Here is a 24,381-nt window from a genome sequence, read left to right on the forward strand (position 1 = left end):
CGGCGGGCACCGATGACGTTCCGGGAGAGCGCCAGAGAACCCCTGCAAAAGCTCTACAACCGCGGCACAGGGCCGTACCGGGCGTGCGCCGCACCGGTGGTGTCGGCCCACGGCGAGTCGCCGTAGGACCAGTGCCACCACCGTCGCGGGTCGTTGACCAGGCCGGCAGCGCCCAGCGCACCGATCAGCGACTGCAGGCGCCGGGGCGCGGCCGGGGCCACCGGATCGCCGTGGCAGCAGGGCAGCTGAGCAGGCAGGCCGCCGTCCACGGAGAACAGGGTGAGATCGACGGCGCCGCCGGTGAGATGCGTGGCGTCCCGGAGGTCATGACCGGCGACGACGACGAACCGCACGGAGCGCGGCAGCAGGCTCTGTGCCACCACGAGCCGTTGCACCACCCCGAAACGCAGCAGCGCGTGCCGGCCGGGCGCAACCGTCAACGGTGCCGACGCCGCCACGTCGACCAGGGCGTCAGTTGATTCATCGAGAGACATGGGGACTCCTGCCAGGGGGTGTGCGGGCAACACACCACAGTCGTGGAGTCCTCTTCAGATTCTCTGTAACTCAGTTGCAGAGCTCGTGGTACTCGCGGGCGCCGAACGTGCGGAACGTCCGCAGCGCCTCGGCACGGGCGGTCTCGGCGGCGGCCCGGTCACCGCGGGCGAGCTCCAGGGCGGCGATGTCGCGCAGCGTCCGGGCACAGAACAGCGCGGCCTCCTGCGACCGGAAGATCTCCAGCGCCGCGCTCAGCCACTTGCCCGCCTCGTCGAGCCGGCCGGCGGCCAGGTCCAGCTCGCCCATCGTGCGCAGCACCATGGCCTCGCCCCACCGGTCGCCGATCGCCTGGTGCACGGCCAGGGCATCCCGCAGCGGCTCCCGGGCCTGATCCAGACGACCCATCCGCACGTACGTCTTCGCCAGCGCCCGCCGCGAGAACGCGATCAGTTGCCTGTCGCCGAGCTCCTCGAAGATCGCCAGCGCCCGGTTCAGTGCCTGCTCCGCCTCGGCGAGCCGGCCCTGAGCCCGATGGGCGAGCCCGATGGTGCGCAGGGACAGTGCCTCACCGCGACGGCTCCCCGCCCGCCGGTAAGCGGCCATCGCGGCGTTCAGCGCCTCCTCGGTGGCCCCGAACTCGCCGCGTTCCAGATGCACCGAGCCGAGCACGCGGGCGCAGTGCCCGGCCGCCCGGTCGTCACCGAGCGCGTTCGACAGCTCCGACGCCTGCTTGAGGAAGTGCACCGCCTCCGGCAGATAGCCCTGCTCCCGGCAGGCCAGGCCGAGGGCGCTGAGCGCGCTGGCCCGGCCCCGGTCGTCGCCGAGGTCGCGGAACCGTTCGGCCGCCTCGGCGAGATGCTGCCGGGCCTCGGTGAACTCGTCCTCCTCGTAGCGGAGCTGGCCCAGCTCGGCGAGCAGCACCGCCTCGGCGTGCGCGTCCCCGGCCGCGCGGGCGGCGCCGAGCGCGGCGCGATGGGCCCGGTTCCACAGGTCCGGGACGTTGCCGAGGGCGTACCGCGAGGCGCAGAGCACCGCGGCGACCGCCACGGCCTGCTCCGCGAGGCCCAGCTCGGCGGCGCGTTCGACGGCCAGCACGAGGGACGTCTGCTCGGCGTCGAGCCACCCGCGCGGATCGCTGACCGCGCTGCCCAGCACCTCCGGGTCAGCGTCCGCACCGGGGCGTGGCTCGATCGGCAGGACCGCACCCGAGGCCACGTGGTCGGCGATGTGCTGGGACAGGCCGCTCAGCGCCGCCGACCAGGCCTCGACGAGCCGGCGCGTGGCGGCGACCAGGCTGTCCCGGGCCTGGTGCCGTTCGGCCTGCTCACGCGCGTAGATGCGGATGAGGTCGTGCAGCCGGTAGCGGAGCTGGCCGTTGTCGTCCACATAGGTGTAGTCGACCAGGTGGGCGTCGACGAGCTGCTCGAGGATCTGTTCGGCGGTCCGGATGTCCACGTCCAGGGCGTAGGCGAGAACCCAGGACCGGAAGTCGGACAGCCCGAGATGGCCCAGCCAGCAGATCGCGGTGTGCGCGACCGGGTCCAGGCTGTCGAAGCTGAGCCCGATGCTGATCCGGATCTGCAGGTCACCGGCGGAGAGCTCGTCGAGTCTGCGGCTCTCGTCGCGCAGTCTCGTGGCCATCAGGGCCGCGGTCCACTGGCGGCGGCTGGCCAGCCGGGCGCCCGCCACCCGTACGGCGAGTGGCAGGTTGCCGCAGGCGGCGACGATCTCGGCGGCGGCCTGCGGCGCGGGCGCGATCCGGTCGGCCCCGGCGACCCGGGTCAGCAGGGCGGTGGCCTCCGCCGTGGAGAGCAGCTCCAGCCCGACGAGGCGGGCGCCGGCCAGGCCGCCGAGCCGGTTGCGGGAGGTGACCAGCACCGACGAGCCACCGCTGCCCGGCAGCAGGGGCCGGACCTGCTGCTCGGCGGCGGCGTCGTCGAGCACGATCAGGACCCGGCGTGCGGCGAGCAGAGTGCGGTAGGCGTCCATGCGTTCGTCGGCGCCGTCCGGCACGGCCTGCTGCGGCTCCAGGGCACGCAGGAACCGCCCGAGGATCTCGGCCGGCGAGGCCGGGGTGTCGGTGTTGCCCCGCAGGTCGACGTGCAGTTGCCCGTCGGGGTAGGCGGCCATGACCCGGTGGGCGACGTGGGCGGCGAGCGCCGACTTGCCGACCCCGCCGGGCCCCAGCAGCGCCACCACGGCCGGTCCGCCGGTGAGCGCCGTCCCCAGGTCCTCGATCAGCGCCTCGCGTCCCACGAAGTCGGCGGGATCCGGTGGCAGCTGGGCCGGTCCCCTGCCCCGGTACGGCTGCGACGGCGCCGGCTCCGGGCCGAGCAGAGCCGGGTCGGCGCGCAGGATCCTCTCGTGCAGGACGGTCAGCTCGGGGCCGGGCTCGATGCCGAGCTCCTCGACCAGCGCCTCGCGGCCCTGCCGGAAGACGGTGAGGGCCTCGCCGGTGCGGTCCGCCCGGTGGAGCGCGAGCATCAGCTGCGCGCGCATCGTGCTGCGGGCCGGGTGCTGCCCGACCAGGACGGTCAGCTCCCCGATCAGCTCGTCGTCGCGACCGAGCTCCAGTTCCGCGGCGATCCGCGCTTCGACGGCCGTGACCCGTTGCTCGTCGAGGCGTGCGGCCTCGGCGGCGAGGACCCGGCTGCGGACCCCGCCGAGCGCGGGCCCGCGCCACAGCAGCTCCGCGGCGCGCAGGGCATTGGCCGCGTCCCGGTGCCGCCCGTCCGCCGCCGCTTCGCGCCCCTGGCCGACCAGGGTCTCGAACCGGTGCCGGTCGAGGGTCTCGTCGGCGATCCACGCCTGGTAGCCGGGCGCCCGGGTCACGATGACCTCCTCACCGACCGCCCGGCGCAGCGTGGACACGTACGTCTGCACCAGCGCGCGGGCGGTGCCGGGCGGGTCGTCGTCCCAGAGGATGTCGATGAGGCGATCGGTCGGGACGGTGCGGCGGGGTTCGAGGAGCAGCGCGGCCAGCAAGGTGCGGATCTTGGTGCCACCGAGGTTGACCGGCTCTTCACCGCGTACGGCCTCGACCGGCCCCAGGAGACGAAACTTCATCTACGCTTCCCCATATCAAACCTCGTAGATGTCCTGGGGCGCACTCTACGCCGGACCGGTCGTCCGCCTGGTCCCGTGCGGGCCGACAAACGACGACGCCGCCCCGGCGCGGGCCGGGGCGGCGTGGATCGGGGCCGGTTACTTGTAGGTCACGTCGCTCTGGGTGACCTTGCAGTTGGCGTTGTTCCAGCCCGCGCCGAGATAGGTCGGCTCGCTGCCCTTGGGCACGCCCTTGTACTGGCCGCAGACCACCGCGCTGGAGCTGTTGGTGATCGTCACACGGGTGATGGTGGCGGTGTCGCCCCAGTTGGTGTTGATCCCGGCGACCATGTCGATGTCGTTGAGCAGCACATTGTCGATCTTCACGTTGCGCTGGTACGAGTTGGTGCAGTTGCCGCAGCCGCGGTACAGCTTGCCGGAGCCGCTCAGGTAGAAGCCGGAGATGCTGACCGTGCCGTTCCCGTTGTGCTGGAACGTCTTGTCGCTGCCGGAGCGGGCGCCGCCGCCGATGACGTAACTGGTGCCGCCGCCGGTGCCCTTGAACGTGGCGGCGTCCTCGCCGATGTCGTTCCACCACACGTTCTTGATGGTGCAGGTGCCCTCGCAGTGCACGCCGTCGCCGGCCGGGGAGCCGATGATGACGTTCTGCAGGGTGCCGCCGTTCGCGATGCTGAACATCGGGTCCTGGGACTCGTTCTGCGAGCCGTCACCGATGCAGCAGAACGTCTTCATCCCGCCGTCGTACGTCCCCGAGACGTTGATCGTTCCGGAGATCGACACCGAGCCGGCCGAACTCGGCCACGCGCCGGTCGGGGTGCCGGTGCCCCCGCCCGGGCTGGTGGTCGGGCTGGCCGTCGGGCTGGTGGTCGGGGTCGAGCCGCCACCGTTGTACGTCTCCAGCTCGGCGATCCGCGGGGCGGCGGACGCGCTGACGATCTCGAAGGTCAGCTTCTTCAGCGAGGCGGACCCGAACGAGATGGTGCTCGGGCTGCCGCTGCCGCTGGCCAGGACCGCGCCGCTGTCGGCGTTGAGCACCCGCCAGGAGTTGATCGAACCGCCGCCGGAGGCCTGCTTGACGACGGCCGAGGACACCGTCGTGGCGCTGCTCCACTTGACCGAGACGTACCCGGTCGAGCCAGCCGGTGACCAGTAGGTGCCGGTGTTGCCGTCCCGGACATTGCCGTAACTGGTGCCGCTGGCCTTGCTGGATCCGTCGGCGCCGGCGCCGAGGCTCAGGTTGTCGGCGGCCATGGCCTGTGGGGCCGGCAGCGCCACCACGATCGCGGCACTCGCGATCATGGTGGCGGCGCCGGCCGTCCAGCGCAGGGCGACTGAGCGTTTCATCGATCTCTCGCCTTCATCGTGGGGATGTGACAGCGCCTCCAAAGGGGGGAAAGCGCTTTCCTGCGGAGGATAGACGCGGATCGATGATCAGATCAAGGTCGGTTCTGTCGTACGGATGGTCTACCGTTCCCGGCGCCGTGGATCGATCGATGGGAGGGGTTCGACGCGTACGTTCGCGCACGGGCCGGTCGCTCGCGGCTCGCGCTTCGGCGACGGTCACGACGCGCCGCTGCGGGACTGGCCGGGGGACGTCACCGTCGAGCTCCGGTTCGGGCCGGGCTACCACTGGCAGGACCGGTGCCGTCGTCGGAGCCAGTCGGCGCACCGGCGGATGATCTACTCGGTGAGTTCGTCGGCATCGGGGTCGCCGCCGCTCTCGTGCGGAGCCGTGGAACCTGGCGATGCCGGTCCGGTCTTCCCGTGGACAGCGCAGCGGCGCCGGGCCGCTCGATCACGTCTCAGCCGCGCCGCATTCCTGCCGATCTGACGGATGAGATACGGACAGAATCGACGAAGGGCACCAATGGCGGAGCGGAACGTCAGATCGGAGGTCTCTTCGGCGGACAACGGATATGAGCTGCAGATGCCGACGCTGGCGACAGCACGGGCAGCCTTGACCGGCTTCTACGGCCCGCACGCCGAGGACATCTGGCGCACTCTGCTTTTCAGCGCCGGGCTCACCGGGGAGGAAACCGATCGCACGGCTTTCGGCCGGCTGATCTCGGCCATGCAGGTCGCCGAGCCGATGACCCGGCTGTGTGCTCGTGGTCTCGCGGTACGCGCCGCGGCGTACGAACGCCTCGTCGCGCCCATGAAGGGAACGGGATGACCCCCATGAACAGTCACGATCAGGCTCCCGCGATCCCGGACCGCTTCGAGGTCATGGCCAACATCAACCTGGACGACCCGGAACTGCGCCGTCGCCTGGACGACATCGCCCACCGTACGGCCGACCGGCTCGGCCAGCCGATCGGTCTGGTCAGCATGGTGCTGGACACGGCACAGTTCTTCCCCGGTTCGTACGGGTTGCAGGGGTGGCTCGACGAGCTCGCCGGCACCCCCATCGAGTGGTCGTTCTGCGTCAATGCGGTCAACACCGGAACCGCGTACGTCGTGTCGGATGCCAGCACCGATGTGAAGCAGTCGACCAACCCGCTGGTGACCATCGATGGTGTGCGCAGCTATGCCGGGGTCCCGATCGTGGTGGACGGGGCAATTCTGGGGGCCCATTGCGTCCTCGGTTCGGATCCGCACAACTTCACCGACGCGGACCTCGCCGAGTTACGCCGCGGTGCCGAGGAGATCAGCGAAGTGCTGCGGTCGTTCCTCCGGCAGGGCTGAACGGCAGGGCTGAACGGCCGCACTGAACGGCCGCACTGCGCGGAGGGGTCACCAGGGGACGGGGCCGTCGTCCTCGAAGAAGGCGCCCGTCGGGCCGCCGTCCGGGAGCGTCGCCAGGCGGATCGCCGTGGCCGCACCCTGCTCGGCGGTGCGGTGACCGCGGAACCCGTTCAGGTCGGTCGCGCAGTAGCCCGGGCACGCCAGGTTGATCAGGATGTTCGTGTCCGCGAGCTCCTTCGCGTACTGCACCGTCACCGCGTTCAGAAACGTCTTCGACGGTGCGTAGCCCGCCGCGATCGGCCCGGTCTCCGCGCCGGGCGCCGACTGCCGGGTCAGCGAGCCGACGCTGCTGGACATGTTGACGATGCGCGGGGACGGCGCGCGGCGCAGCAGCGGGAGCAGCGCGTTCGTCACGCGGATGACGCCGATGACGTTCGTCTCGACGACTGTGCGGATGACCGCCGGGTCCACCACCGTCGGCTCCTGCGGGCCCCCACCGGTGATGCCGGCGTTGTTGACCAGCACGTCCAGCCGGCCGTACCGGGTGGAGATCAGCTCCGCGGCCGCTCTGACGCCGGCGTCGTCGGTCACGTCCAGGGGCACGCCGAACGCGTCCACCCCGGCTGCCCGCAGTTTCTCGACGGCCTCTTCGCGGCGGGCGTCGTCCCGGGCGCCGACACCGACGGTCAGTCCCTTCGCGCCGAGGCCGGCCGCGATCTCGTACCCGATGCCCTTGTTCGCGCCGGTGACCAGCGCAATCGTTCGTTCGCTCATGAATCGATCCTGTCCGGGAACGGCGCGGAGGGCCAAGACCGATCAGGTGGGCGGCCATACCCCACGGGTATAGCGTGGCCGGCATGGAGACGCGGGAGCTGCGCTACTTCGTGGCGGTCGCCGAGGAGCTGAGCTTCGTGCGGGCCGCCGCCCGGCTGGGCATCGCGCAACCACCGCTGTCCCGGGCCATCAGCCAGTTGGAGCGGCGGCTCGGCGTGACACTGCTGGAGCGTTCCAGCCGCGGCGCGGCGCTGACCGGGGCCGGTTCGGTGCTGCTGCGGGAGGCGCGGGCGGCGCTGGACGCGGTGGAGGCCGCCGAGCGGCGCACGAAGCGAGCGGCGATCGACCAGGCCGGGCTGGTGCTGGTCACGAAGGCGGGCGCGTCGACGGAGCTGCTGGCGAAGCTGCTCGACGCCTACGACGCGGAGCCGGATGCCGTACCGCTGGAGGTGCTTCTCTGTGGCATCGGGGAGCAGGAGCCGATGCTGCGTGACGGGCGGGCCGACGTGGCCCTGCTGCATCTGCCGTTCGACTCGACGGCCGGATTCGACATCGAGGAGTTGGGGACGGAACGCCAGGTGGTGCTTCTGCCGGCCGGTCATCCGCTGACCACGCGGACGCACTTGCGGGTGGACGAGGTGCACGATCTGACCGGTCTGCCGCTGCCGCGCTGGCCCCGGCGCGACGGCAGCTATCCGGACGGGCCCGGCCCGCAGGTGCGCGACAACATGCAGCTCCTTCAGCTGGTCTCGCTCGGCCGGGCGTGCATGATCGTGCCGGAGTCGGTCCGCGGCCACCTGCCGGAGGGCGTCGCCGCGGTGCCGGTGCTCGACGCGGCGCCGGTCACCACGGTGATCGCCTGGCCGCCGCACAGCCGCTCACGCGCCCTAGCCGCCCTGGTGCGCACCGCCACGCGCCTCTGATGCGGTGCGACAGTCCTCACCGGATCGTCCATCGGAAATGTCGCCCCCCGTTTCCACGGAGAGTTGGTCAGCTGATTCCCGCACCATTCGACCAAGGGCTCCCGGAGCAATTCGCAGCGGACGAACGATCCCCGGCCGATTCGACCGGGGACCTCGGGCGCTAGGGAACCCAGATGCTGTTGGCCTGGAAGGAGCCGAGATTCGAGACCCCTCCGTTCGCGGGAACCTGGAACGGCCCACCGATGCAGTCATCGTTGGCGAACAGCGCCGCCGAGCTGCCGGCGGTGTTCAGTGCGGATCGTGCCCGGCCGCCCCATCCGGCGTCGACCAGGCTGACACAGGTACCTTCCGGCGCCAGCGAGGTGAGTGTCAGCCGGCTGGCGGTGTAACCGGTCGCGCTGAACAGGCACACCGTATCGGTGAACTGGCACTGAGCCGGTGCTGCGGCGTGCGCCGGCGCAGGGGCCATCACCGCCGCGACACCGGCGATCGCCGCGGCGAACATGGTGGCGCCACTCCGTCTGCGAACAGACATTCCGAGCCTCCCGTGCTTCCATAATGGACTTTGCTCACCGACCATATCCAGAATGAAGTGCCGCATCTTCTCCCTGAATGCGATATGCGCTGTGCCGAAGGCGACGGGACAGGGACGACCACATATCAGCGGTTCCGGCGCGGGCCCGCCGAGGACGCTGACTCCCGGCGGAGAGCGCGCCGCCAACCGGGCGGGCCGGCGGCATCACGCCGTACGCGCGAATCGTCTCAGACCGCCACCGTGAGCGGAGGCCGGTACGCGGGGATCCGCTCGGCCGGCAGCGGCCTCGCGTAGTGGTAACCCTGCGCGTACCGATAGCCGAGCCGATGCAACTCCGCGGCCTGCTCAGCCGTTTCCACGCCCTCGGCGACCGCCCGCAGGCGCAGGCCGTCGCAGATCTGGATCAGCGCGGCGGTCACCACCGCGTGCTGGCCGCCCTCGGTGATGTCGTCGACGAACGACTTGTCGACCTTGAGGATGTCGGCCGGGCAGGTGCGCAGCAGGCTGAGCGACGAGTGCCCGGTCCCGAAGTCGTCGAGCGCGATGTTCACGCCGAGCGCCGCGATCGCCTTGAGCTCGGCCAGCGCGGCTCCGCCGTCGAAGACCGCGGTCTCGGTGATCTCGACGGTGAGCACGTGCGCGGGCAGGCCGGTGCGCCGCAGCACCGCGTCGACCTCGTGCGCGAATCCGGCCTCGCGCAACTGCCGGGCGGAGACGTTCACAGTGACCGTTCGCGGACTCGCGTCGCCGAGTTCGTAGAGCCACGCGGCGCCCTGCCGGCACGCCTCCTCGAGGATCCACGCGCCCAGTGGCACGATCAGCCCGGTGCGCTCGGCGGCCGGGATGAACACGCCCGGGCTGACCGGGCCGCGGTCCGGGTGGTTCCAGCGGGCCAGCGCCTCGACGCCGTAGAGCTCGCCGCCGGGCATCGACACGATCGGCTGGTAGAGCAGGTGCAGCTGATCGGTGCCGAGCGACGTCCGCAGGTCCGCGGCCAGGCGCGACTGCTCGGCGGTGCGCTGGTCCAGCTCCGCGGTGTAGCCGACCTGGCGCCCCTTGCCCTGGCCTTTGGCCTCGTACATCGCGACGTCGGCCCGCCGCAGCAGCTCGTCGGCGGTGTCTCCGGGGCGGGCCGGCGCGAGCCCGAAACTGGCCTCGACGACCAGTTCGTGCCCGGCCGCGTGCACCGGCAGGCGCAGCTGCGCGGCGATCGCGGCGAGGATCGCGGCGTGATCGCCGGAGCGCAGCAGCAGCGCGTACTCGTCACCGCCGAGCCGCGCGACGACGGCGTCGGCCGGGACGTGCCCGGCGATCCGGCCGGCGACCGCGATCAGCAGCGCGTCCCCGACGGCGTGCCCGAGGTCGTCGTTGATCTCCTTGAAGTCGTCGAGGTCGATCAGCGCGGCGCTGACCCCGGACGGGCCGGCCGCGAGCGCGGCGTCGATCTCGGCGGCCAGGACGGTCCGGTTCGGCAGCCCGGTCAGCACGTCGTGCGTCGCCCGATGGTCGAGGTCTTCGACGAGCAGCAGGTTGTCCCGCAGCGCCACGAGTTGACGCGCCGCGACCAGGACGGTCACGGTGACCGAGCCGATCGCGACCGCGGCCAGGTCGGCGGCGTGCGTGAACGCGCTGAACAGCAGCAGTCCGCCGGTGGCGAGCACCGCCGCGTACGGCATCAGGCTCAGCCGCCGCCCGCCCGCCCGCGGCTGCGGCAGGCCGGCGCGACTCGCCCGGGACTGCCGGTCGGCGGCGACGCAGAGGCAGAAGCAGGTGCTGGGCAGCAGCACGTGCGCGGTGTTCAGATACGGACGTGTCGCCAGCAGCGGCGCCAGCGCTCCCCCGCCCGCGCCGACCGCGCCGGCCAGCGCCAGCAGGTGCAGCGCGCGCCGGTCGATCGGGCCGGTGCCGGTGAAGGCGACCTTGATGAACGCGAAGACGCAGATGAAGCCGGACCCGACGACGATCATCACGGTGACCGCGCCGGCGACGCTGTCACCGAGCCAGCCGTGCCAGCGCGGATAGGCCAGATGCCAGGCGAACGTCAGCACCGTGACGATCATGGTGGCGTTGTCCAGGCCGAACCGGAACCACTCGATCCGGGACCGGTAGACGCCCGGGATGCGCAGCAGGCCCCACATGAACACGGCCAGCCCGCAGATGTAGATCGCCGAGGTCCAGGCGCTGATGTGCTGGCCCTGCTGGTTGCCGCTGAAGTAGTCGTACGCGTTGCTGGCCGAGCCCAGCCCGATCAGCACGATCCCGGCCGACGCGTAACGCCACATCGTGCGCCCGTGCGCGGCGGCCCGCCACGAGGCGGCCGCCGCGACCGGCACGGCCACCGGCAGCGCCAGCCAGCCGACCGTCGGCGGGGTACGCACGACCATCCCGATCGAGAACCAGACCGCGGAGGCCACGAGAAGGCCGCCGGAGACCGCGAGCGTCCGGGTCAGCCGCCAGGAGGGCACGACCGGCTGAATCGTCACGAACCTCTCATCGGCTAGGAGGACGGCTCCTTGAGAAGCTTGCGCACCTCGCGTTCGTCACCCCGCTTCGGGGCCTCGCCGTCCTCGTACTTCTCGATCAGGCGGGGATCGACATACGAGGCGCGCGCCACCGCCGGAGTGTTGCCGAGCTGCTCGGCCACCTCGCGCATGGCATGCGCGACGACCTTACGCCTCTTGGCCTCGGTGGGCTGCGGCCCGGCCTCGGCGAGTTCGGCGGCGGCCGTCACGGTGCCGTGCCACGTGCGGAAATCCTTCGCGGTCATCGGGGCACCGCTGATCTCGCGCAGGTAGTCGTTGACCGCGTCGGCGCGGATCTCCTGCCAGCACTTCACGGACGGGTTCCAGTAGGCGAAGAGCCGATCCTGCCCCGATCGGCGACGCTTGAGCGCTCGCAGCACCTCGGCCACTTCGCCGTCCTCGACGGCACGCTCGTGCAGCACGCCCGATTTACCGGGGAACTTCAGCATCAGGGTGCCGCGCCGGGAGAGGACGTGCTCGGGCCGTAACGTCGACAGGCCGTAGGACGGATCCTCGTCCCGGCTCGCGTAGGCGTCCCCGCCGACCCGGAACATCCCCAGATCCAGCAGCCGGACGATCGCCGCCAGCACCCGCTCCCGGGTCAGCCCCCGCCCGCTCGTCAGATCCGCACACAACCGGTCACGCATCTTCGGCAGGCGGCCGGCGACCTCCCGTACCCGGTCGAACTTCTCCTCGTCCCGGGCGGTGCGCCACTCCTCGTGGTAGCGGTACTGTTTGCGCCCCGCGGCATCGACACCGGTCACCTGGATGTGCCCGCGCGGATCCGGGCAGATCCACACATCCTTCCACGCCGGCGGAATGACCAGCCCCTTGATCCGCTCGACGACCTCCGGGTCCGTGACCGCCGCGCCGTCCGGCCCTAAGTACCGGAATCCGCTGCCCGAGCGCCGCCGCGTGAACCCGGGCCTGGTCAGCACACTGCGCCGCAACCGCTTGCCCATCGGCCCTCCCCAGAGTTCCAGACCAACTTCTTCATTGCCTATCTCCGCCGGGGTACAGACCGTCGCTCCCGCGGGGACCCTTGCGGGCTTCGCAGGGCCGTGGCCGGCCCAGAACGCGAAACCCTCCAGGGCGGCCTCCGTGGCGGGGCACGGTCACCCCACGAAACCCTGGCCGGAGTGAGCTGCTGACGGGGACCTCGGCGTGCGGCGGGGACGCGGCGCCCAGCCCACTCCAGCCAGCAGCGCGACCCACCCTCCCAGCTGGTTCTCATGGGCGTTATCCGGGACGGATAACGCCCATGAGAACCAGCCGAGACCGCGAGCCCCGGACCTGCTCGACCCGCGCCCTGCTCGCGACCGGCCGACCGCGAGCCGGCCCGGAGTGCAAGCCCGCGACGCGACTCGCCGTGGCCGGCTGGTGCTCACGGTCGTATTCGGGGGTCCGAAACGACCGTGAGCACCAGCCGGGCCGCGCCGGGCGTCAGCTGACCGTGGCGGGGAAACGCTCCCAGACCCGGTGGGCGGCCATCAGCTGCTGGACCGTCGCCAGCACGCCCGCGGCCGTGTCGCCGGTGACCACGCCGGGCGTGTCCGCGAGACCGATCCGCTGCAGCAGCTCGGCGCCGGGGCCCCAGCCGCCGATCGCCTTGGCGTGCCGCCAGCACTCGTCGATCAGCAGGTTCACGCGGGGGTCGGCAGCCGCCGTACGCGGAGCACCTGCCTTTTCGTCGCGAGCCGGAACCGCGTCGGGAGCCGGCACCGGCGCGGCGGCCAGGAGCAGCGCGTCGAACTCGATCGAGCGCGCGGTCGCGAACGTCCGCTGCACGGTGAGCGCGCCCACCTTGCCGCCGTGCGGCGCGATGATCAGCGGGACCATGCCGGCCGCGGTGATCGCCTCACGCACCTCGGCGACGCCGTCCAGGTCGGTGTCGTCGACGACGATCCCGATGAGCCGCCCGTCGCCCGGCCACTCCTGGCCGATCTGGGACAGCGCCGGGCTTGGCGTGACCTCGGGCAGCTCGATGCTGGGGGCCGGAGCGGGCAGGCCCAGACCGGTCGCGACCTCGGAGCAGAGCACCGGGTCGATGTTGGCCAGGCACTGCAGCTGCCGTTCCTTGATCGCCTGCTCGTAGCACTTGCCCAGCTCGAACGTGTAGGCGCGGATGATGTGCTCGCGCTCGATCGGCGTCATGCTCTGCCAGAACAGCCGCACCTGCGTCCAGTGGTCCTTGAACGACACCGGCAGGTCACGCACCTTCGGCGCCTCGGTCACCACGACCGGCACGTCGACGAACGCGTTCTCCTCGGTCGGGAACGGGTTGCCGGCGTCGAGCGAGTTCGGCTTGTACGGCGCGACGCCCGCGTGCACCGCCTGCTGGTGGAACCCGTCGCGCAGCATGTCGTTGACCGGCGCGTGCGGGCGGTTGATCGGGATCTGGTGGAAGTTCGGCCCGGCGAGCCGGGTGAGCTGCGTGTCCAGGTACGAGAAGAGCCGTCCCTGCAGCAGCGGGTCGTTCGTCACGTCGATGCCGGGCACGAGGTTGCCCAGGTGGAAGGCCACCTGCTCGACCTCGGCGTGGAAGTTCGTGGGCGTCCGGTTGAGCACCAGCTTGCCGACCGGCTGCACCGGCGCGAGCTCCTCCGGCACGATCTTCGTCGGGTCGAGCAGGTCGATCCCGGCGAACGTCTCCTCCGGGTTGTCCGGGAAGACCTGAAGACCGAGCTCCCATTCCGGGTACGCCCCGGCCTCGATGGAGTCGTACAGGTCGCGCCGGTGGAAGTCCGGGTCGACGCCGCTCGCGATCTGCGCCTCCTCCCACACCAGGGAGTGCACGCCCAGCTTCGGCTTCCAGTGGAACTTCACCAGCACGGTCTCACCGGCGTCGTTGACCAGGCGGAACGTGTGGACGCCGAAGCCTTCCATCATCCGGTACGAGCGGGCGATGCCGCGGTCCGACATGTTCCACATGGTGTGATGCTGCGCCTCGGTGTGCAGCGAGACGAAGTCCCAGAACGTGTCGTGCGCGCTCTGCGCCTGCGGGATCTCCCGGTCCGGGTGCCACTTGGCGGCGTGGATGATGTCCGGGAACTTGATCGCGTCCTGGATGAAGAAGACCGGCATGTTGTTGCCGACCAGGTCGAACGTGCCCTCGTCGGTGTAGAACTTGGTCGCGAACCCGCGGGTGTCGCGCACCGTGTCGGCGGAGCCGCGCGAGCCGAGCACCGTCGAGAAGCGCACGAAGACGTCGGTCTCCTTGCCCTTGTCCTTGAGGAACCCGGCCCGGGTCAGGTTCGACGCCGTACCGTAACTGGTGAAGACGCCGTGCGCGCCGGCGCCGCGGGCGTGCACGACACGCTCCGGGATGCGCTCGTGGTCGAAGTGCGTGATCTTCTCGCGGAAGTGGTGGTCCTGCATGAGCAGCGGCCCGCGCGGGCCGGCCTTCAGCGAGTGGTCGGTGTCGCGCAGACGAGCGCCCTGCGCCGTGGTCAGGTAGGCACCCTGCTGCCCGAACGCCGTCGGCGGCGCACCGGTCTCCGCGCCGGTGGGGGTGCGGGTGTCCGGCTGGCCCTGCTCCTGGCTCGGCGGCAGCGGCCCGACCGGCTCGGTCGGCTCCTCCACGGTGGGCGTGCCGCTGCCCGGCTTACCCGGGACGTCCGGCTTGGTCTCACTGGTCACTGCGGAAACGGCGTCTTTGATCAATTCAGCGGGCGTTCGTGATTCCATCGGGACAAACTCCCTCGATTCGGGTATGCAGCGTGGTTCGCATACCCGAGCAGACCCTCCGCAAACTGGATTGATCCCAGACTTGCATCCGGCGGACACCGGGCCGCTCACGATTCGATCTCCCCGCCACGCGCGCCACCGTGCGCGCCGCTCGGATCGACCCGCACGCTACCGTCTGGGAGTGTGACGGCCGCGTTGGCAGATCCGCCGCGACCGGTCCTGTTCTTGACAGCGCGAGGAGACACCGATGACCGACAGCAGCGGCGACGCCGTACCGGACGCCGACGTGGAAGCGGAAGCCGAGGAGCAGCCCTTCGAGAACCGGGCGGCGCGCCGGGCCAAGGGCAAGGCGGCCGCCCAGCACACCGGCGGTTCCACCAGCCACATCCAGGGCCGTTCCGGCGCCGTGCAGAGCCCTCGCCAGTACGGCAACCGCCGTAGCGGCTGATCCCGGGCAGTCCGGGAGCACGGCAAGGTAGGGCTAGCACTACCGTCGATGCGGCGGGTCGCACCATCGTCCGCGGCGGCGCCGGTGCATAGCGTCAAGGCATGACGACGACGCAGATGGATACCGTGCTTGTCCCGGCACCGGCCATGCGGTTCGTGCCGCGCACCGGGGTGAACACCCGATACGTCCTGACCGGCTTTCCGCTCGCTCTCGCCTCGGTCGTCGTCTGCGTGACGGCCTTCGCGGCCGGTCTGGGGCTGGCGGTGGTGTGGCTCGGCGTACCGCTGCTGATCTTCGCCCTGGGAATGTCGCGGGGTTTCGCGGAGTCCGAGCGGGGGCGGATCGCGACGGTGTTCGGGGAACCGATCGCGCGGCCGGAGTACCGCACGACCGACTCCACGAACATCCTGATGCGGCTGGTCACCGTGCTCGGCGACCCGCAGACGTGGCGCGACCTCGGCCACGCCGCGCTGCGCTGGTTGCCGAACAGCATCGCGTTCTCGCTGACCACGACGTGGTGGGCCGGGATGCTCGGCGGCCTCACCTGGGGGTTGTGGGGCTGGGCGCTGCCGGACGGCGACCGCGAGCTGCCGGAGTTGCTCGGGTTCGGCGACTCGTACCTCACGATCGTGCTCTTCTATCTCGTCGTCGCCGTGCTCTTCGCGGTGACGCTGCCCGCGGTGGTGCACGCCTCGGCACGGCTCGAGGCCCGGTTCGCCGCGGCCCTGCTCAGCCGAAGGGCTTGAGGACGACCTTGATGCAACCGTCCTCCTTCTTCTTGAACATGTCGTAGGCACCGGGCGCCTCCTCCAGGGGCACCCGGTGCGTGACCAGGTCGTCCACCCCCAGCGGGTCGTCGTCCCCGGTGAGAAGCGGCAGGATGTCGTCGACCCAGCGCTTCACGTGCGCCTGGCCCATCCGCAGCGTCACCCCCTTGTCGAAGAGGTCCATCATCGGCATCGGGTCGGCGTTGCCGCCGTACACGCCGATGATCGACACCGTCCCGGCCCGGCGCACCGCCTCGAACGCGGTCCGCAGCGCGGCCATCCGGTCGACGCCGGCCGTCTCGGTGACCTTGCGGCCGATCGCGTCGGGCAGCAGCCCGGCCGTCTTGATCGCCGCGGACTGGAACGGCGAGCCGTGCGCCTCCATGCCGACCGCCTCGATCACCCGGTCGGCGCCGCGCCCGTGGGTCTTGTCCAGGACCTCCTCGGCACTCGCGACCACTTCGATGCCGTGCCGCTGGGCCATCGCGATCCGCTCCGGGACGTCGTCGATGGCGAACACCCGGGTGGCGCCGAGGTGCCGGGCGATGCGCGCGCACATCTGCCCGATCGGCCCGAGCCCGGTGACCAGCACGGTGTCGCCCGGCTCGACGTCGGCCCACTTCACGGCCTGCCACGAGGTGGTGAGCACGTCGGAGAGGAACAGGTAACGCTCGTCGGGCCGGCCGTCGTCGGGCACCTTGATCGGCCCGAAGTGCGCCTGCGGGACCCGCAGGTACTCGGCCTGCCCGCCCGGCACCTGGCCGTAGAGTTTGGTGTAGCCGAACAGCGACGCGCCCTTGCCCTGCTCCTTGACCTGCGTGGTCTCGCATTGGGCGAAGTACCCGTGGGCGCACATCCAGCAGTGCCCGCAGGAGATGTTGAACGGGATCACCACGCGGTCGCCGGGCTTGATGTGGGTGACCTCGGGGCCGACCTCCTCGACGATGCCCATCGGCTCGTGGCCCAGCACGTCACCCTTGTCGAGGTACATGCCGAGCACGTCGTAGAGGTGCAGGTCCGAGCCGCAGATGGCGGTGGACGTCATCCGTACGATGGCGTCGGTTGGGTCTTGGATCTTCGGGTCCGGAACGGTTTCGACTGACACCTTGCCGGTGCCCTGCCAGGTCAATGCTCGCATGGGTGATCCGTGCCCGGCATATTCGTGATTAACCATCCTTTTCGTGGGCACCCGGGTCCGTATGACGAATCCGAGTGAGAATCCGTTCGCCGTCGTCACCGGCGCTTCCAGTGGGATCGGCTACGAGCTGGCGCGGCAGCTGGCCGAGCACGGCTTCGACCTGCTGATCGTCGCCGAGGACGAGGGCATCGAGGAGGCCGCGCGGGGGCTGCGCCGCGACGGTCAGAACCAGATCTCCGCGGTACAGGCGGACCTCGCCCGCCGCGACGAGGTCGAGCGGGTGTGGGCGGAGATCGCCGCGACCGGCCGGGACGTCGACGCCCTGGCGCTCAACGCGGGCCGCGGCACCGGCGGCGAGTTCGTCGGCGGCACCGATCTGGCCGACGAGCTGAACATCATCGACGTCAACATCACGTCCACCGTCGTGCTGGCCAAGCGGGTCCTGCCCGCGATGGTCGCCGCCGGGCGCGGCCGGGTGCTGATCACGTCGTCGATCGCGTCGATGATGCCCGGCACCTACCAGGCCGTCTACAACGCGTCGAAGTCGTTCACCCAGTCGTTCGCGGAGGCCCTGCGCGCCGAGCTGAAGGACACCGGGGTGACGGTGACGGCGCTGATGCCCGGCCCGACCGACACGAACTTCTTCCACCGGGCCGAGATGGACGACACCCCGGTCGGCGCCGGCAAGAAGGACGACCCGGCGCTCGTCGCCGAGCAGGGCATCAAGGCGCTGCTCGACGGCAAGGAGAAGGTCAACGCCGGCTCCGCGAAGACGAAGGTCCAGGCCGTGGCCAGCAAGGTGATGCCGGACAAGGTCAAGGCCGAGATGCACCGCAAGATGGCCGAGCCCGGCGCGGCTGACTGAGCCTTAAGCGACGAGCTCCATGTGCAGGCGGATGCTCGTGCCGCCGGGGCGGGTGTGGATGCGGACGAGGTCGCACAACTGGTTCGCCAGCAGCAGGCCTCGCCCGCCCTCGGTCGTCGCCGACGGCGGGATCCGCCCGGCGAGCGGGTCGGCGACGAACCCCCGGTCGTCGACCTGGCAGACCAGCACCGGCGGCTCGGCCCAGATCGCGACGACGCCACCGGCCGGGCTGTGCAGGATCGTGTTCTCGGCGAGCTCGTTGATCGCGACGACCAGGTCCTCGACGCCGAACTCGGGCAGACCGGCCCGGCCGGCGACCCGCCCGGTGAAGCCGCGGACCGCCGCCAGGTCGTCGACGGTGGCGAAGGCGAGCGTCGCCGCGGTCTCCGGCACCGGTGGCAGCGGCACGTCGAACCGGACCGAGGCGCTGTAGAGCTCGTTCGCCCGCGCCTCCCCGTCCGTGATCAGCACGGGATGCGTCCGGTACGCGTCGCGCACCCACGTGGCCGGCAGGGCGCCGGTGTCGAACGGGCACAGCACCGCCCCGGTCAGCACCGAGCTGACCAGCGCGTCGTGCTGCATGCAGGCGGTCTGCTCGAGCGGGCCGCGCCCGGGCCACAGGGCCTCCTGGATCACCGCGACCCGCCGGCCGGGGTGCGCCGCGGCGAACGGCAGCAGGACGCCGGGCAGGATCCGCCCGGGGTTGCGCCCGGCGACCGTCAGGTCGACGTAACGGACCGCGTCGCCGAGATCGGCCAGGGCGTCCCGCAGGGCGGCCAGGTTCTTGTCCGGCACGGCTGCCAGCACCGGCTCGCCGGCCGCGACGGCAGCCCGGACGAAGGCGGTGGTGCCCGACAGGTACTCGTCGAGGTCCCGGTAGAGCAGCGCTGGGTGATCCGTCACCAGCGGGGCTCCACCGTGAGACCGGGAACATCGTCCGCGCCGTGGAACGCCAGCAGCCGGCGCAGCCCCGGCGAGCAGCCGACCAGGCGGGTGCGGCGGCCCGCGACCGTGACGGGGTGCAGCAGGGTCCGGGCGGCGGACGCGTCCGCGAAGCGCAACCGGGACACGTCGATCACCAGGGTCTCGCCGTTCGGAAGATCATCCGCCAGATTCTCCACCACCGCGCGCAGCGCCGCGCGACTGGCCAGATCGGTCTCGCCGTCCATCCGCAATCCGGCCGGATCGTCCGTCCGGATCATCCGCAGCTGCGGGGCGGGGTGGGCGCAGGAGAACTGGCTCAGCTCGGCGGGCGTGAACAGCCGGCGGTCGTAGAAGCAGACGGCCATCGCGTAACCGCCGGCGAAGACCCGGTTGACCTGCGCCTCATACCACGGCAGGCGCTCGGCGCCGGGGACCGGCCGCGCCGCCCAGGACATGTCACCGGCGACGCGCAGCCCGTCGTGACCGGCGGCACGCGCGTCGGCGCACGCCACCTCCCAGCCCGCGATGGTCGCCTCCGGGTCGAACCGGCCGGAGGCCAGGTAGGACGACTCGGGCGGGACGACCTGCACCTGCCCGGAGGCGAGCGGCGCGGCCCACGCCGGATCACACAGCTCGGCCGGGTCGCCGTAATAGAGGATGCGATGGTTGTCACGCAGCCCGCCGCGCAGGTAGTCGGCGAGGGCCGCGGCCTTGCCGGCGTCACTGTCGACGATCACGCAGAGGTGATCACCGAGGCGTAGCTCAGGGAGCGTGCCGGTCATGACGTCCCCCTCTTCGTGCCGCGGATGGGGAGAAGACTAACCCCGACCGGCGAGCACAGCGACAGGCGCCAGGCAGCGCAGCAGCGACCGGGCCGCGGCCACGACCAGTCGCCGGTCGTGGGTCAGCGCGACGTCGAAACGGTGGCCGCGGTCCGGCCCGTCGTCACCCAGGTCGCGGGCGACGAGGGCGGCCGCCCGGTGCGGGCCCACCACGATCACGTTCCACTCGCCGCGCATGCTGCTCGCGGCGTCGAGGTGGGCGCCGCGCACGCCCGGGGCCGGCTCGTCGCCGATCCCGGCGCCGACCGCGGCGACGAACGGGCTGTGCGCCGCGATCCGGCTGAGCCGGGCCGCGGTCGCCGGGGTGAAGTAGCACGCGTCCGGGAACGACGCGAGCAGCACCGGTGGCTCCGGCCCGTCGCCGGCGAGCGCTTCGAGGTGCCGGCTCATGGACATCAACTGCGATTTCGACGTACGGGTCACCGGCCGTTCCGCCGCGATGACCTCGAACGGCGTCCGCGCGTCCCCGGACGTCCTCGGCACGTGCGGCAGCGGGACGGCGAACGGCAACTCCGCCGGCAGCGGGCCGGGCGGGCCGAACCAGAAGCCCTGACCGACCGTCGCCCCCATGCTGCGCGCCACCTCGGCCTGCTCGGTGGTCTCGATGCCCTCGGCGAGCACGATCGCGCCGCTGGACTCGGCGTACGCGGCGACCGCGGCCACCACCCGGGCGGTGTTCGGGTCGTCCGGCGCCCGCAGCAGCTGCATGTCGAGCTTCACCACGTCCGGGTGCACGAACGGCATCAGCGCCAGCGACATCGGGTCGGCCCCGACGTCGTCGAGCGCGACGCCCCAGCCGCTCTCCCGGCAGGCGGCGGTCGCCGCGAGCAGCGCTGCCGGGTCGTCGGCGATCACCCGCTCGGTCATCTCGGTGACCACCCGCAGCCGGTGCCGGGCCTGCCGCACGATCGGCACCAGGTCGGGCGGGCACGCGGCCCGCCACGCGGTCGGCTCCATGTTGACGAACAGGTTCAGCTCCGGCCCGAACCCGGCGTGCAGTGCCGCCCGGTAAGCCGCCGCCCGGCAGATCCAGTCGAGTTCCGCCTCCCGCCCGGCCGCGCGCGCCGCCGCGAACAACGCCGTCGGCATCTCCAGCGGCGTGCCGGCCGGGCCCCGGCTCAGCGCCTCGAACCCGAGCACGCGACCGAAGGTCAGATCGACCAGGGGCTGGAACAGGGGCGTGACCAGGCGCCGGTCGAGCACTTCGTGGATGTCGGGCACGTCGCCGAACATCGTCCGATCCCGGGCGAACCTTAGGGTCCGGCCGGGCCGGGCGTGGTTACTTACGGGGGACTCAGTGGGCGTCGGGCCCCATCTGTGCCCGCAGCTTGATCAGCGCCTGGGCGAGCAGCCGCGACACGTGCATCTGCGACACGCCGACCTGCTCCCCGATCTGGCTCTGTGTCAGGTTGCCGTAGAAGCGCAGCGTGACGATCTTGCGCTCGCGCTCGGTGAGGGTCGCCAGCGCCGGGCCGAGCGACAGGGTCACCTCGGCCTGCTCGAAACCGGGGTCGCGGGTGCCGAGCGTGTCGCCGAGTTCGGCGTCACCGTCAGCGGCGATCGGGGTGGACAGCGAGGTCGGCCGGTACGCGTACGCACCCTCCAGGCCCTCGATGACCTCCTCCTCGCTGATGCCGAGGTGGCCGGCGATGTCCGCGACGGTCGGGTTCCGGTTCAGCGTCTGGATCAGCTCGCCGCGCGCCCGGTTGATCGCCATGTTGAGTTCCTGCAGGCGGCGCGGCACCCGGATGTTCCACATCCGGTCCCGGAAGTGCCGGCGCAGCTCGCCGAGGATGGTCGGGATCGCGTAGCCGGTGAACTCGGCGCCGCGGTCCGGCTCGAACCCGTCGATCGCCTTGATCAGGCCGATCGTGGCGACCTGGTGCAGGTCCTCCAGCTCGACGCCACGGCTGGCGTAACGCTTGGCCAGGCGCTTCGCCATCGGCAGCCACGCGGTGATCGCCTCCTGGCGCTTCCACGACCAGGCGGCGTCGTCACGCGGGGTCTCCACCAGCGCGGTGGCAAGTTCGGTCTCGTTCTCGGTCGTGGTGTTGACCATGACTCCCCTTCGGACGGGCGGGGGGGGAGGTCATCGGGGGTACGCGAGAGGCCTCCTCCGCTGCCCTTCCAAGCGCATGCGGACGGATTCTCGGCACACTGTTTGACCGATGCAGAGACCCTAGCCGTACGTATCGGGTATTGCCAACCGAAAGTACTAATCGCTGCTGGTGGCGTGCTGTTACCACCTTCAAGTGTGATCTGGGACAAGTTTGGCGCGGAACGCCACGGGGAAAGGCCGCGGCACACCGCGACGCCGCGACAGGGAGAGAACATGGATTTCGGCTGCACGATCGAACGGCACGACGATCGGGTCGTCATCGTGCCCGAGGGCGACATCGACGCGGACAGCGCCGGCGCGTTGCGCCAGGTGCTGCGCCAGGCCGTCGAGACACCCGGCTTCACCGTCCTCGAGGTCGACCTGGGCCGCGTCTCGTTCCTGGACTCCACCGGCCTGGGCGTCTTCGTCGCCGCCCGCAAGGCCGCCCAGTCCCGGAACCACACGTTCCGCCTCACCAACCCCGGCCCCATGGTCCGCATGCTCCTGCAGGTGACCAACCTCGAGGAGACGCTCACCGGCGAGCCGGCCACCAAACCCTGACCCCCTTCGCGCGTACGTCGTGAGTGGCGTCCCGTGGCACCCCACGTGACCCGGCCGCCGTTCCCGGCAGGCACGCGACTCCCGCCTCCGGGCTGGCGCTCACGACGTACGCGGACCTGGGGTTGATCTTGATCTAGGCGCGGGACCGGAACGGGAGGATCGTGGCCGGCGGCTCGGGGACGGCCGCCGCTGCCTGGAAGAAGTCGCTGATCGTGCGGACCGCCGTGGCGAACGAGATCCAGTCCATGGGCTTGGTCACGAAGGCGCTGGCGTGCTGGCGGTAACTGGCGGTGACGTCGTCCTGCGCTGAGGACCCCGACAGCATGACGACCGGGATCGCGCGCAGGTCGTCGTCGTTCTTGATCGCTGCGAGCACCTGGTGACCGTCCATCAGCGGCATGCTCAGGTCCAGCAGCACCAGGTCGGGCCGGCGGGCCAGCGCGAAGAAGCCGCGCCGCCGCAGGAAGTCGAGCGCCTGCCGCCCGTCGGTGACTCGCGTCACGGTCGGCGGGACGGCCGCGGCCTCCAGTGCCTCCTCGACCAGCAGGGCGTCCGCCTCGTCGTCGTCGACGAGCAGCACGTGAAGAGCCCGCACGGTACTCACGCTGCGGATGTACCCACCCGATCAGGTTTGTCACGTCCCGCCGGGGATAGCGTGGCAATCATGACGATCTCTCGTGTTCGCCGCGTCGCGGCCGGTGCCGGGCAGGTGGCGCTCGGCGCGTTCCTGGCCTTCGCCGGCACATCCCACCTGACCGTCGCCCGCCGGGAGTTCCAGGCGCAGGTGCCGTCGTGGTTGCCGCTCGACCCGGACTTCGTGGTCCTCGCGTCCGGCGTGGCCGAGATCAGCCTCGGCGCGGCCCTGCTCGGCGTCTGGAAGCAACCGGCCCGCGGTGTCGTCGGCGCGACCGCGGCGGCGTTCTTCGTGGCGGTGTTCCCCGGCAACATCGCGCAGTTCGCCGAGCACAAGGACGGTTTCGGCCTGGACACCGACACCAAGCGGGCGGTGCGACTGGCGTTCCAGCCGCTGCTGGTGGCGTGGGCGCTGGGGGCGACCGGCGCGGTGGGCACGCTGCGCGCTCTGCGCCGCCGGGAGTCCACCCGCTGAACTGCGGGCGAACGGTTGCGAGCACCGGGATTCCGGAACCCTGCGCTATTGACCGGGGTCGATCGCGACCGTGAAGATCACTTCGAGCCGCCAGCCCCATGGCGTGACGACACGAAGGATCGACGACCATGAGTCGCTACCGTCCTCTGGCCCGGGCCGGGGTCACCTCCGGCCTCACCGCTCTCCTGCTCGTGGCGACGGCCGCCCCGGCCCTCGCCGACCCACCGCACAACCTGCCGCAGAACGCCGGCGGGTACGAACAGTCCTTCTCCCCCGCCTACGACTACGACACCGACGGCTGTTATGCGACCCCGGCGATCAGCCCCGACGGCACGATCGCCGCCGGCCTCAAGACCACCGGCGCGGTCAACGGCAACTGCAGGGACCGGCCGGATCTCGACAACTCCCAGACGTACGCCCGGTCGAAGTGCAACAACGGCTGGTGCGCGATCGTCTACGCCAGCTACTTCGAGAAGGACCAGGCGGTCGCCGGCAGCGGGCTCGGCGGCCACCGGCACGACTGGGAACACGTCGTCTCGTGGGTGAACCAGGCGTCCGACCAGGTCGAGTACGTGACCACCACGCAGCACAGCTCGCAGGTCACCTACAGCCGGTCGCAGGTGCGGTTCGACGGCAGCCACCCGAAGGTCGTCTACCACAAGGACGGCCTGTCGACGCACTTCTTCCGGCTCGCCAACAGCAACGACGAGCCGCCGGAGAACCACTACCACGACTGGCGCTACCCACCACTGGTCGGCTGGGACGGCTACCCGAGCGTCGCCCTGCGCGACAAGCTGATGGCGGCCGACTTCGGGTCGGCCACCATCAAGATCAAGGACGGCCGTTTCGAGTCCCTGCTGAACGCCGCGAAGCCGTCCGGCATCCCGTTCGACCCGTACGCGTGATCAGGCGGCGGCCCTCCGTGAGGCGGGCCGCCCCCCCC

23 protein-coding genes are annotated in these 24,381 nt (G+C 71.3%); 9 read left to right on the top strand and 14 right to left on the bottom strand.

Annotated elements, in window-relative coordinates:
• Window positions 1–53 precede the first annotated feature (53 nt).
• The 3 genes from Acy02nite_RS16940 to Acy02nite_RS16950 form a co-directional block, all read right to left on the bottom strand.
• Window positions 54–494, bottom strand: coding sequence for a M15 family metallopeptidase domain-containing protein (locus tag Acy02nite_RS16940; protein ID WP_203741665.1), 441 nt, complete (start codon window positions 492–494; stop codon window positions 54–56).
• Window positions 495–564: 70 nt separating this feature from the next.
• Window positions 565–3,561, bottom strand: coding sequence for an AfsR/SARP family transcriptional regulator (locus Acy02nite_RS16945; protein WP_203741667.1), 2,997 nt, complete (start codon window positions 3,559–3,561; stop codon window positions 565–567).
• 138 nt (window positions 3,562–3,699) lie between these two features.
• Window positions 3,700–4,905 carry a pectate lyase gene (locus tag Acy02nite_RS16950; protein WP_203741669.1) on the bottom strand — a complete coding sequence of 402 codons (1,206 nt, stop codon included), beginning with the start codon at window positions 4,903–4,905 and terminating at the stop codon, window positions 3,700–3,702.
• 583 nt (window positions 4,906–5,488) lie between these two features.
• On the opposite strand from Acy02nite_RS16950, the gene Acy02nite_RS16955 reads away from it, so the two are divergent.
• Both Acy02nite_RS16955 and Acy02nite_RS16960 read left to right on the top strand, forming a co-directional pair.
• Window positions 5,489–5,734: a hypothetical protein gene (locus Acy02nite_RS16955; RefSeq protein ID WP_203741671.1), complete on the top strand. Its 246-nt coding sequence runs from the start codon at window positions 5,489–5,491 to the stop codon at window positions 5,732–5,734.
• 5 nt (window positions 5,735–5,739) lie between these two features.
• The gene (locus tag Acy02nite_RS16960; RefSeq protein ID WP_203741673.1) at window positions 5,740–6,246 is read left to right on the top strand and encodes a GAF domain-containing protein; all 507 of its coding nucleotides are present in this window, start codon (window positions 5,740–5,742) and stop codon (window positions 6,244–6,246) included.
• 48 nt (window positions 6,247–6,294) lie between these two features.
• Here the strand turns inward: Acy02nite_RS16960 and Acy02nite_RS16965 are convergent, their stop codons facing one another.
• Window positions 6,295–7,020, bottom strand: a complete 726-nt coding sequence (locus Acy02nite_RS16965; RefSeq protein WP_203741675.1) for an SDR family oxidoreductase — start codon at window positions 7,018–7,020, stop codon at window positions 6,295–6,297.
• A gap of 83 nt (window positions 7,021–7,103) precedes the next feature.
• Between Acy02nite_RS16965 and Acy02nite_RS16970 the strand changes: the two genes are divergently transcribed.
• Window positions 7,104–7,943 (top strand): LysR family transcriptional regulator, encoded by an 840-nt coding sequence (locus Acy02nite_RS16970; protein ID WP_203741677.1) that lies wholly within the window; start codon window positions 7,104–7,106, stop codon window positions 7,941–7,943.
• A gap of 160 nt (window positions 7,944–8,103) precedes the next feature.
• Here Acy02nite_RS16970 and Acy02nite_RS16975 read toward each other — a convergent pair whose 3' ends face one another.
• The 4 genes from Acy02nite_RS16975 to Acy02nite_RS16990 all read right to left on the bottom strand — a co-directional run bounded on the left by Acy02nite_RS16975 (window position 8,104) and on the right by Acy02nite_RS16990 (window position 14,687).
• Window positions 8,104–8,448, bottom strand: a complete 345-nt coding sequence (locus tag Acy02nite_RS16975; protein ID WP_203741679.1) for a peptidase inhibitor family I36 protein — start codon at window positions 8,446–8,448, stop codon at window positions 8,104–8,106.
• A 257-nt stretch (window positions 8,449–8,705) separates the two neighbouring features.
• Entirely contained in the window at window positions 8,706–10,961 is a 2,256-nt protein-coding gene (locus Acy02nite_RS16980; protein WP_203741681.1) for a putative bifunctional diguanylate cyclase/phosphodiesterase, read from the bottom strand.
• Window positions 10,962–10,975: 14 nt separating this feature from the next.
• The gene (locus tag Acy02nite_RS16985) at window positions 10,976–11,962 is read right to left on the bottom strand and encodes a DNA topoisomerase IB (protein ID WP_203741682.1); all 987 of its coding nucleotides are present in this window, start codon (window positions 11,960–11,962) and stop codon (window positions 10,976–10,978) included.
• Window positions 11,963–12,443: 481 nt separating this feature from the next.
• Window positions 12,444–14,687: a catalase gene (locus tag Acy02nite_RS16990; protein ID WP_203741683.1), complete on the bottom strand. Its 2,244-nt coding sequence runs from the start codon at window positions 14,685–14,687 to the stop codon at window positions 12,444–12,446.
• A 247-nt stretch (window positions 14,688–14,934) separates the two neighbouring features.
• Between Acy02nite_RS16990 and Acy02nite_RS16995 the strand changes: the two genes are divergently transcribed.
• A complete protein-coding gene (locus Acy02nite_RS16995) occupies window positions 14,935–15,135 on the top strand; it encodes a hypothetical protein (RefSeq protein WP_203741684.1) in 201 nt (66 codons plus the stop codon).
• 101 nt (window positions 15,136–15,236) lie between these two features.
• Window positions 15,237–15,881 carry a sensor domain-containing protein gene (locus Acy02nite_RS17000; protein ID WP_203741685.1) on the top strand — a complete coding sequence of 215 codons (645 nt, stop codon included), beginning with the start codon at window positions 15,237–15,239 and terminating at the stop codon, window positions 15,879–15,881.
• Here the strand turns inward: Acy02nite_RS17000 and Acy02nite_RS17005 are convergent.
• The gene (locus Acy02nite_RS17005) at window positions 15,865–17,040 is read right to left on the bottom strand and encodes a zinc-dependent alcohol dehydrogenase (protein ID WP_203741687.1); all 1,176 of its coding nucleotides are present in this window, start codon (window positions 17,038–17,040) and stop codon (window positions 15,865–15,867) included. The two genes, Acy02nite_RS17000 and Acy02nite_RS17005, sit on opposite strands and share 17 nt — an antisense overlap.
• Window positions 17,041–17,101: 61 nt before the next feature.
• Between Acy02nite_RS17005 and Acy02nite_RS17010 the strand changes: the two genes are divergently transcribed.
• Window positions 17,102–17,905 carry an SDR family NAD(P)-dependent oxidoreductase gene (locus Acy02nite_RS17010; protein WP_203741689.1) on the top strand — a complete coding sequence of 268 codons (804 nt, stop codon included), beginning with the start codon at window positions 17,102–17,104 and terminating at the stop codon, window positions 17,903–17,905.
• 3 nt (window positions 17,906–17,908) lie between these two features.
• Here Acy02nite_RS17010 and Acy02nite_RS17015 read toward each other — a convergent pair whose 3' ends face one another.
• The 4 genes from Acy02nite_RS17015 to Acy02nite_RS17030 form a co-directional block, all read right to left on the bottom strand.
• On the bottom strand, window positions 17,909–18,808 hold the full coding sequence (locus Acy02nite_RS17015; protein ID WP_203741691.1) for a sensor histidine kinase: 900 nt from the start codon (window positions 18,806–18,808) through the stop codon (window positions 17,909–17,911).
• A complete protein-coding gene (locus tag Acy02nite_RS17020; RefSeq protein WP_203741693.1) occupies window positions 18,805–19,611 on the bottom strand; it encodes an MEDS domain-containing protein in 807 nt (268 codons plus the stop codon). The genes Acy02nite_RS17015 and Acy02nite_RS17020 overlap by 4 nt, the downstream gene beginning before the upstream one ends.
• 36 nt (window positions 19,612–19,647) lie before the next feature.
• Complete coding sequence (locus tag Acy02nite_RS17025; protein ID WP_239174942.1) at window positions 19,648–20,904, bottom strand: sensor domain-containing phosphodiesterase; 1,257 nt, start codon at window positions 20,902–20,904, stop codon at window positions 19,648–19,650.
• 61 nt (window positions 20,905–20,965) lie between these two features.
• Window positions 20,966–21,730 carry a SigB/SigF/SigG family RNA polymerase sigma factor gene (locus Acy02nite_RS17030; RefSeq protein WP_203741695.1) on the bottom strand — a complete coding sequence of 255 codons (765 nt, stop codon included), beginning with the start codon at window positions 21,728–21,730 and terminating at the stop codon, window positions 20,966–20,968.
• Window positions 21,731–22,003: 273 nt separating this feature from the next.
• Between Acy02nite_RS17030 and Acy02nite_RS17035 the strand changes: the two genes are divergently transcribed.
• Window positions 22,004–22,330 carry an STAS domain-containing protein gene (locus Acy02nite_RS17035; RefSeq protein ID WP_203741697.1) on the top strand — a complete coding sequence of 109 codons (327 nt, stop codon included), beginning with the start codon at window positions 22,004–22,006 and terminating at the stop codon, window positions 22,328–22,330.
• 133 nt (window positions 22,331–22,463) lie between these two features.
• On the opposite strand, the gene Acy02nite_RS17040 is transcribed toward Acy02nite_RS17035, so the two are convergent.
• Window positions 22,464–22,925 (bottom strand): response regulator, encoded by a 462-nt coding sequence (locus Acy02nite_RS17040; protein WP_203741699.1) that lies wholly within the window; start codon window positions 22,923–22,925, stop codon window positions 22,464–22,466.
• Between the two features lie 69 nt (window positions 22,926–22,994).
• Between Acy02nite_RS17040 and Acy02nite_RS17045 the strand changes: the two genes are divergently transcribed.
• Window positions 22,995–23,438, top strand: a complete 444-nt coding sequence (locus Acy02nite_RS17045; RefSeq protein WP_203741701.1) for a DoxX family protein — start codon at window positions 22,995–22,997, stop codon at window positions 23,436–23,438.
• Between the two features lie 128 nt (window positions 23,439–23,566).
• Window positions 23,567–24,343, top strand: coding sequence for an NPP1 family protein (locus tag Acy02nite_RS17050; protein ID WP_203741704.1), 777 nt, complete (start codon window positions 23,567–23,569; stop codon window positions 24,341–24,343).
• Window positions 24,344–24,381: the final 38 nt, after the last annotated feature.

Source organism: Actinoplanes cyaneus, from assembly GCF_016862095.1.
Classification (GTDB): Bacteria; Actinomycetota; Actinomycetes; order Mycobacteriales; family Micromonosporaceae; genus Actinoplanes; species Actinoplanes cyaneus.

Excerpts from the sequence above, each read along its gene's own strand:
- Acy02nite_RS16940 (WP_203741665.1), bottom strand. The coding sequence starts at position 494 with ATGTCTCTCGATGAATCAACTGACGCCCTGGTCGACGTGGCGGCGTCG.
- Acy02nite_RS16945 (WP_203741667.1), bottom strand. The coding sequence starts at position 3,561 with ATGAAGTTTCGTCTCCTGGGGCCGGTCGAGGCCGTACGCGGTGAAGAG.
- Acy02nite_RS16950 (WP_203741669.1), bottom strand. The coding sequence starts at position 4,905 with ATGAAACGCTCAGTCGCCCTGCGCTGGACGGCCGGCGCCGCCACCATG.
- Acy02nite_RS16955 (WP_203741671.1), top strand. The coding sequence starts at position 5,489 with ATGCCGACGCTGGCGACAGCACGGGCAGCCTTGACCGGCTTCTACGGC.
- Acy02nite_RS16960 (WP_203741673.1), top strand. The coding sequence starts at position 5,740 with ATGAACAGTCACGATCAGGCTCCCGCGATCCCGGACCGCTTCGAGGTC.
- Acy02nite_RS16965 (WP_203741675.1), bottom strand. The coding sequence starts at position 7,020 with ATGAGCGAACGAACGATTGCGCTGGTCACCGGCGCGAACAAGGGCATC.
- Acy02nite_RS16970 (WP_203741677.1), top strand. The coding sequence starts at position 7,104 with ATGGAGACGCGGGAGCTGCGCTACTTCGTGGCGGTCGCCGAGGAGCTG.
- Acy02nite_RS16975 (WP_203741679.1), bottom strand. The coding sequence starts at position 8,448 with ATGTTCGCCGCGGCGATCGCCGGTGTCGCGGCGGTGATGGCCCCTGCG.
- Acy02nite_RS16985 (WP_203741682.1), bottom strand. The coding sequence starts at position 11,962 with ATGGGCAAGCGGTTGCGGCGCAGTGTGCTGACCAGGCCCGGGTTCACG.
- Acy02nite_RS16990 (WP_203741683.1), bottom strand. The coding sequence starts at position 14,687 with ATGGAATCACGAACGCCCGCTGAATTGATCAAAGACGCCGTTTCCGCA.
- Acy02nite_RS16995 (WP_203741684.1), top strand. The coding sequence starts at position 14,935 with ATGACCGACAGCAGCGGCGACGCCGTACCGGACGCCGACGTGGAAGCG.
- Acy02nite_RS17000 (WP_203741685.1), top strand. The coding sequence starts at position 15,237 with ATGACGACGACGCAGATGGATACCGTGCTTGTCCCGGCACCGGCCATG.
- Acy02nite_RS17005 (WP_203741687.1), bottom strand. The coding sequence starts at position 17,040 with ATGCGAGCATTGACCTGGCAGGGCACCGGCAAGGTGTCAGTCGAAACC.
- Acy02nite_RS17010 (WP_203741689.1), top strand. The coding sequence starts at position 17,102 with ATGACGAATCCGAGTGAGAATCCGTTCGCCGTCGTCACCGGCGCTTCC.
- Acy02nite_RS17020 (WP_203741693.1), bottom strand. The coding sequence starts at position 19,611 with ATGACCGGCACGCTCCCTGAGCTACGCCTCGGTGATCACCTCTGCGTG.
- Acy02nite_RS17025 (WP_239174942.1), bottom strand. The coding sequence starts at position 20,904 with ATGTTCGGCGACGTGCCCGACATCCACGAAGTGCTCGACCGGCGCCTG.
- Acy02nite_RS17030 (WP_203741695.1), bottom strand. The coding sequence starts at position 21,730 with ATGGTCAACACCACGACCGAGAACGAGACCGAACTTGCCACCGCGCTG.
- Acy02nite_RS17035 (WP_203741697.1), top strand. The coding sequence starts at position 22,004 with ATGGATTTCGGCTGCACGATCGAACGGCACGACGATCGGGTCGTCATC.
- Acy02nite_RS17045 (WP_203741701.1), top strand. The coding sequence starts at position 22,995 with ATGACGATCTCTCGTGTTCGCCGCGTCGCGGCCGGTGCCGGGCAGGTG.
- Acy02nite_RS17050 (WP_203741704.1), top strand. The coding sequence starts at position 23,567 with ATGAGTCGCTACCGTCCTCTGGCCCGGGCCGGGGTCACCTCCGGCCTC.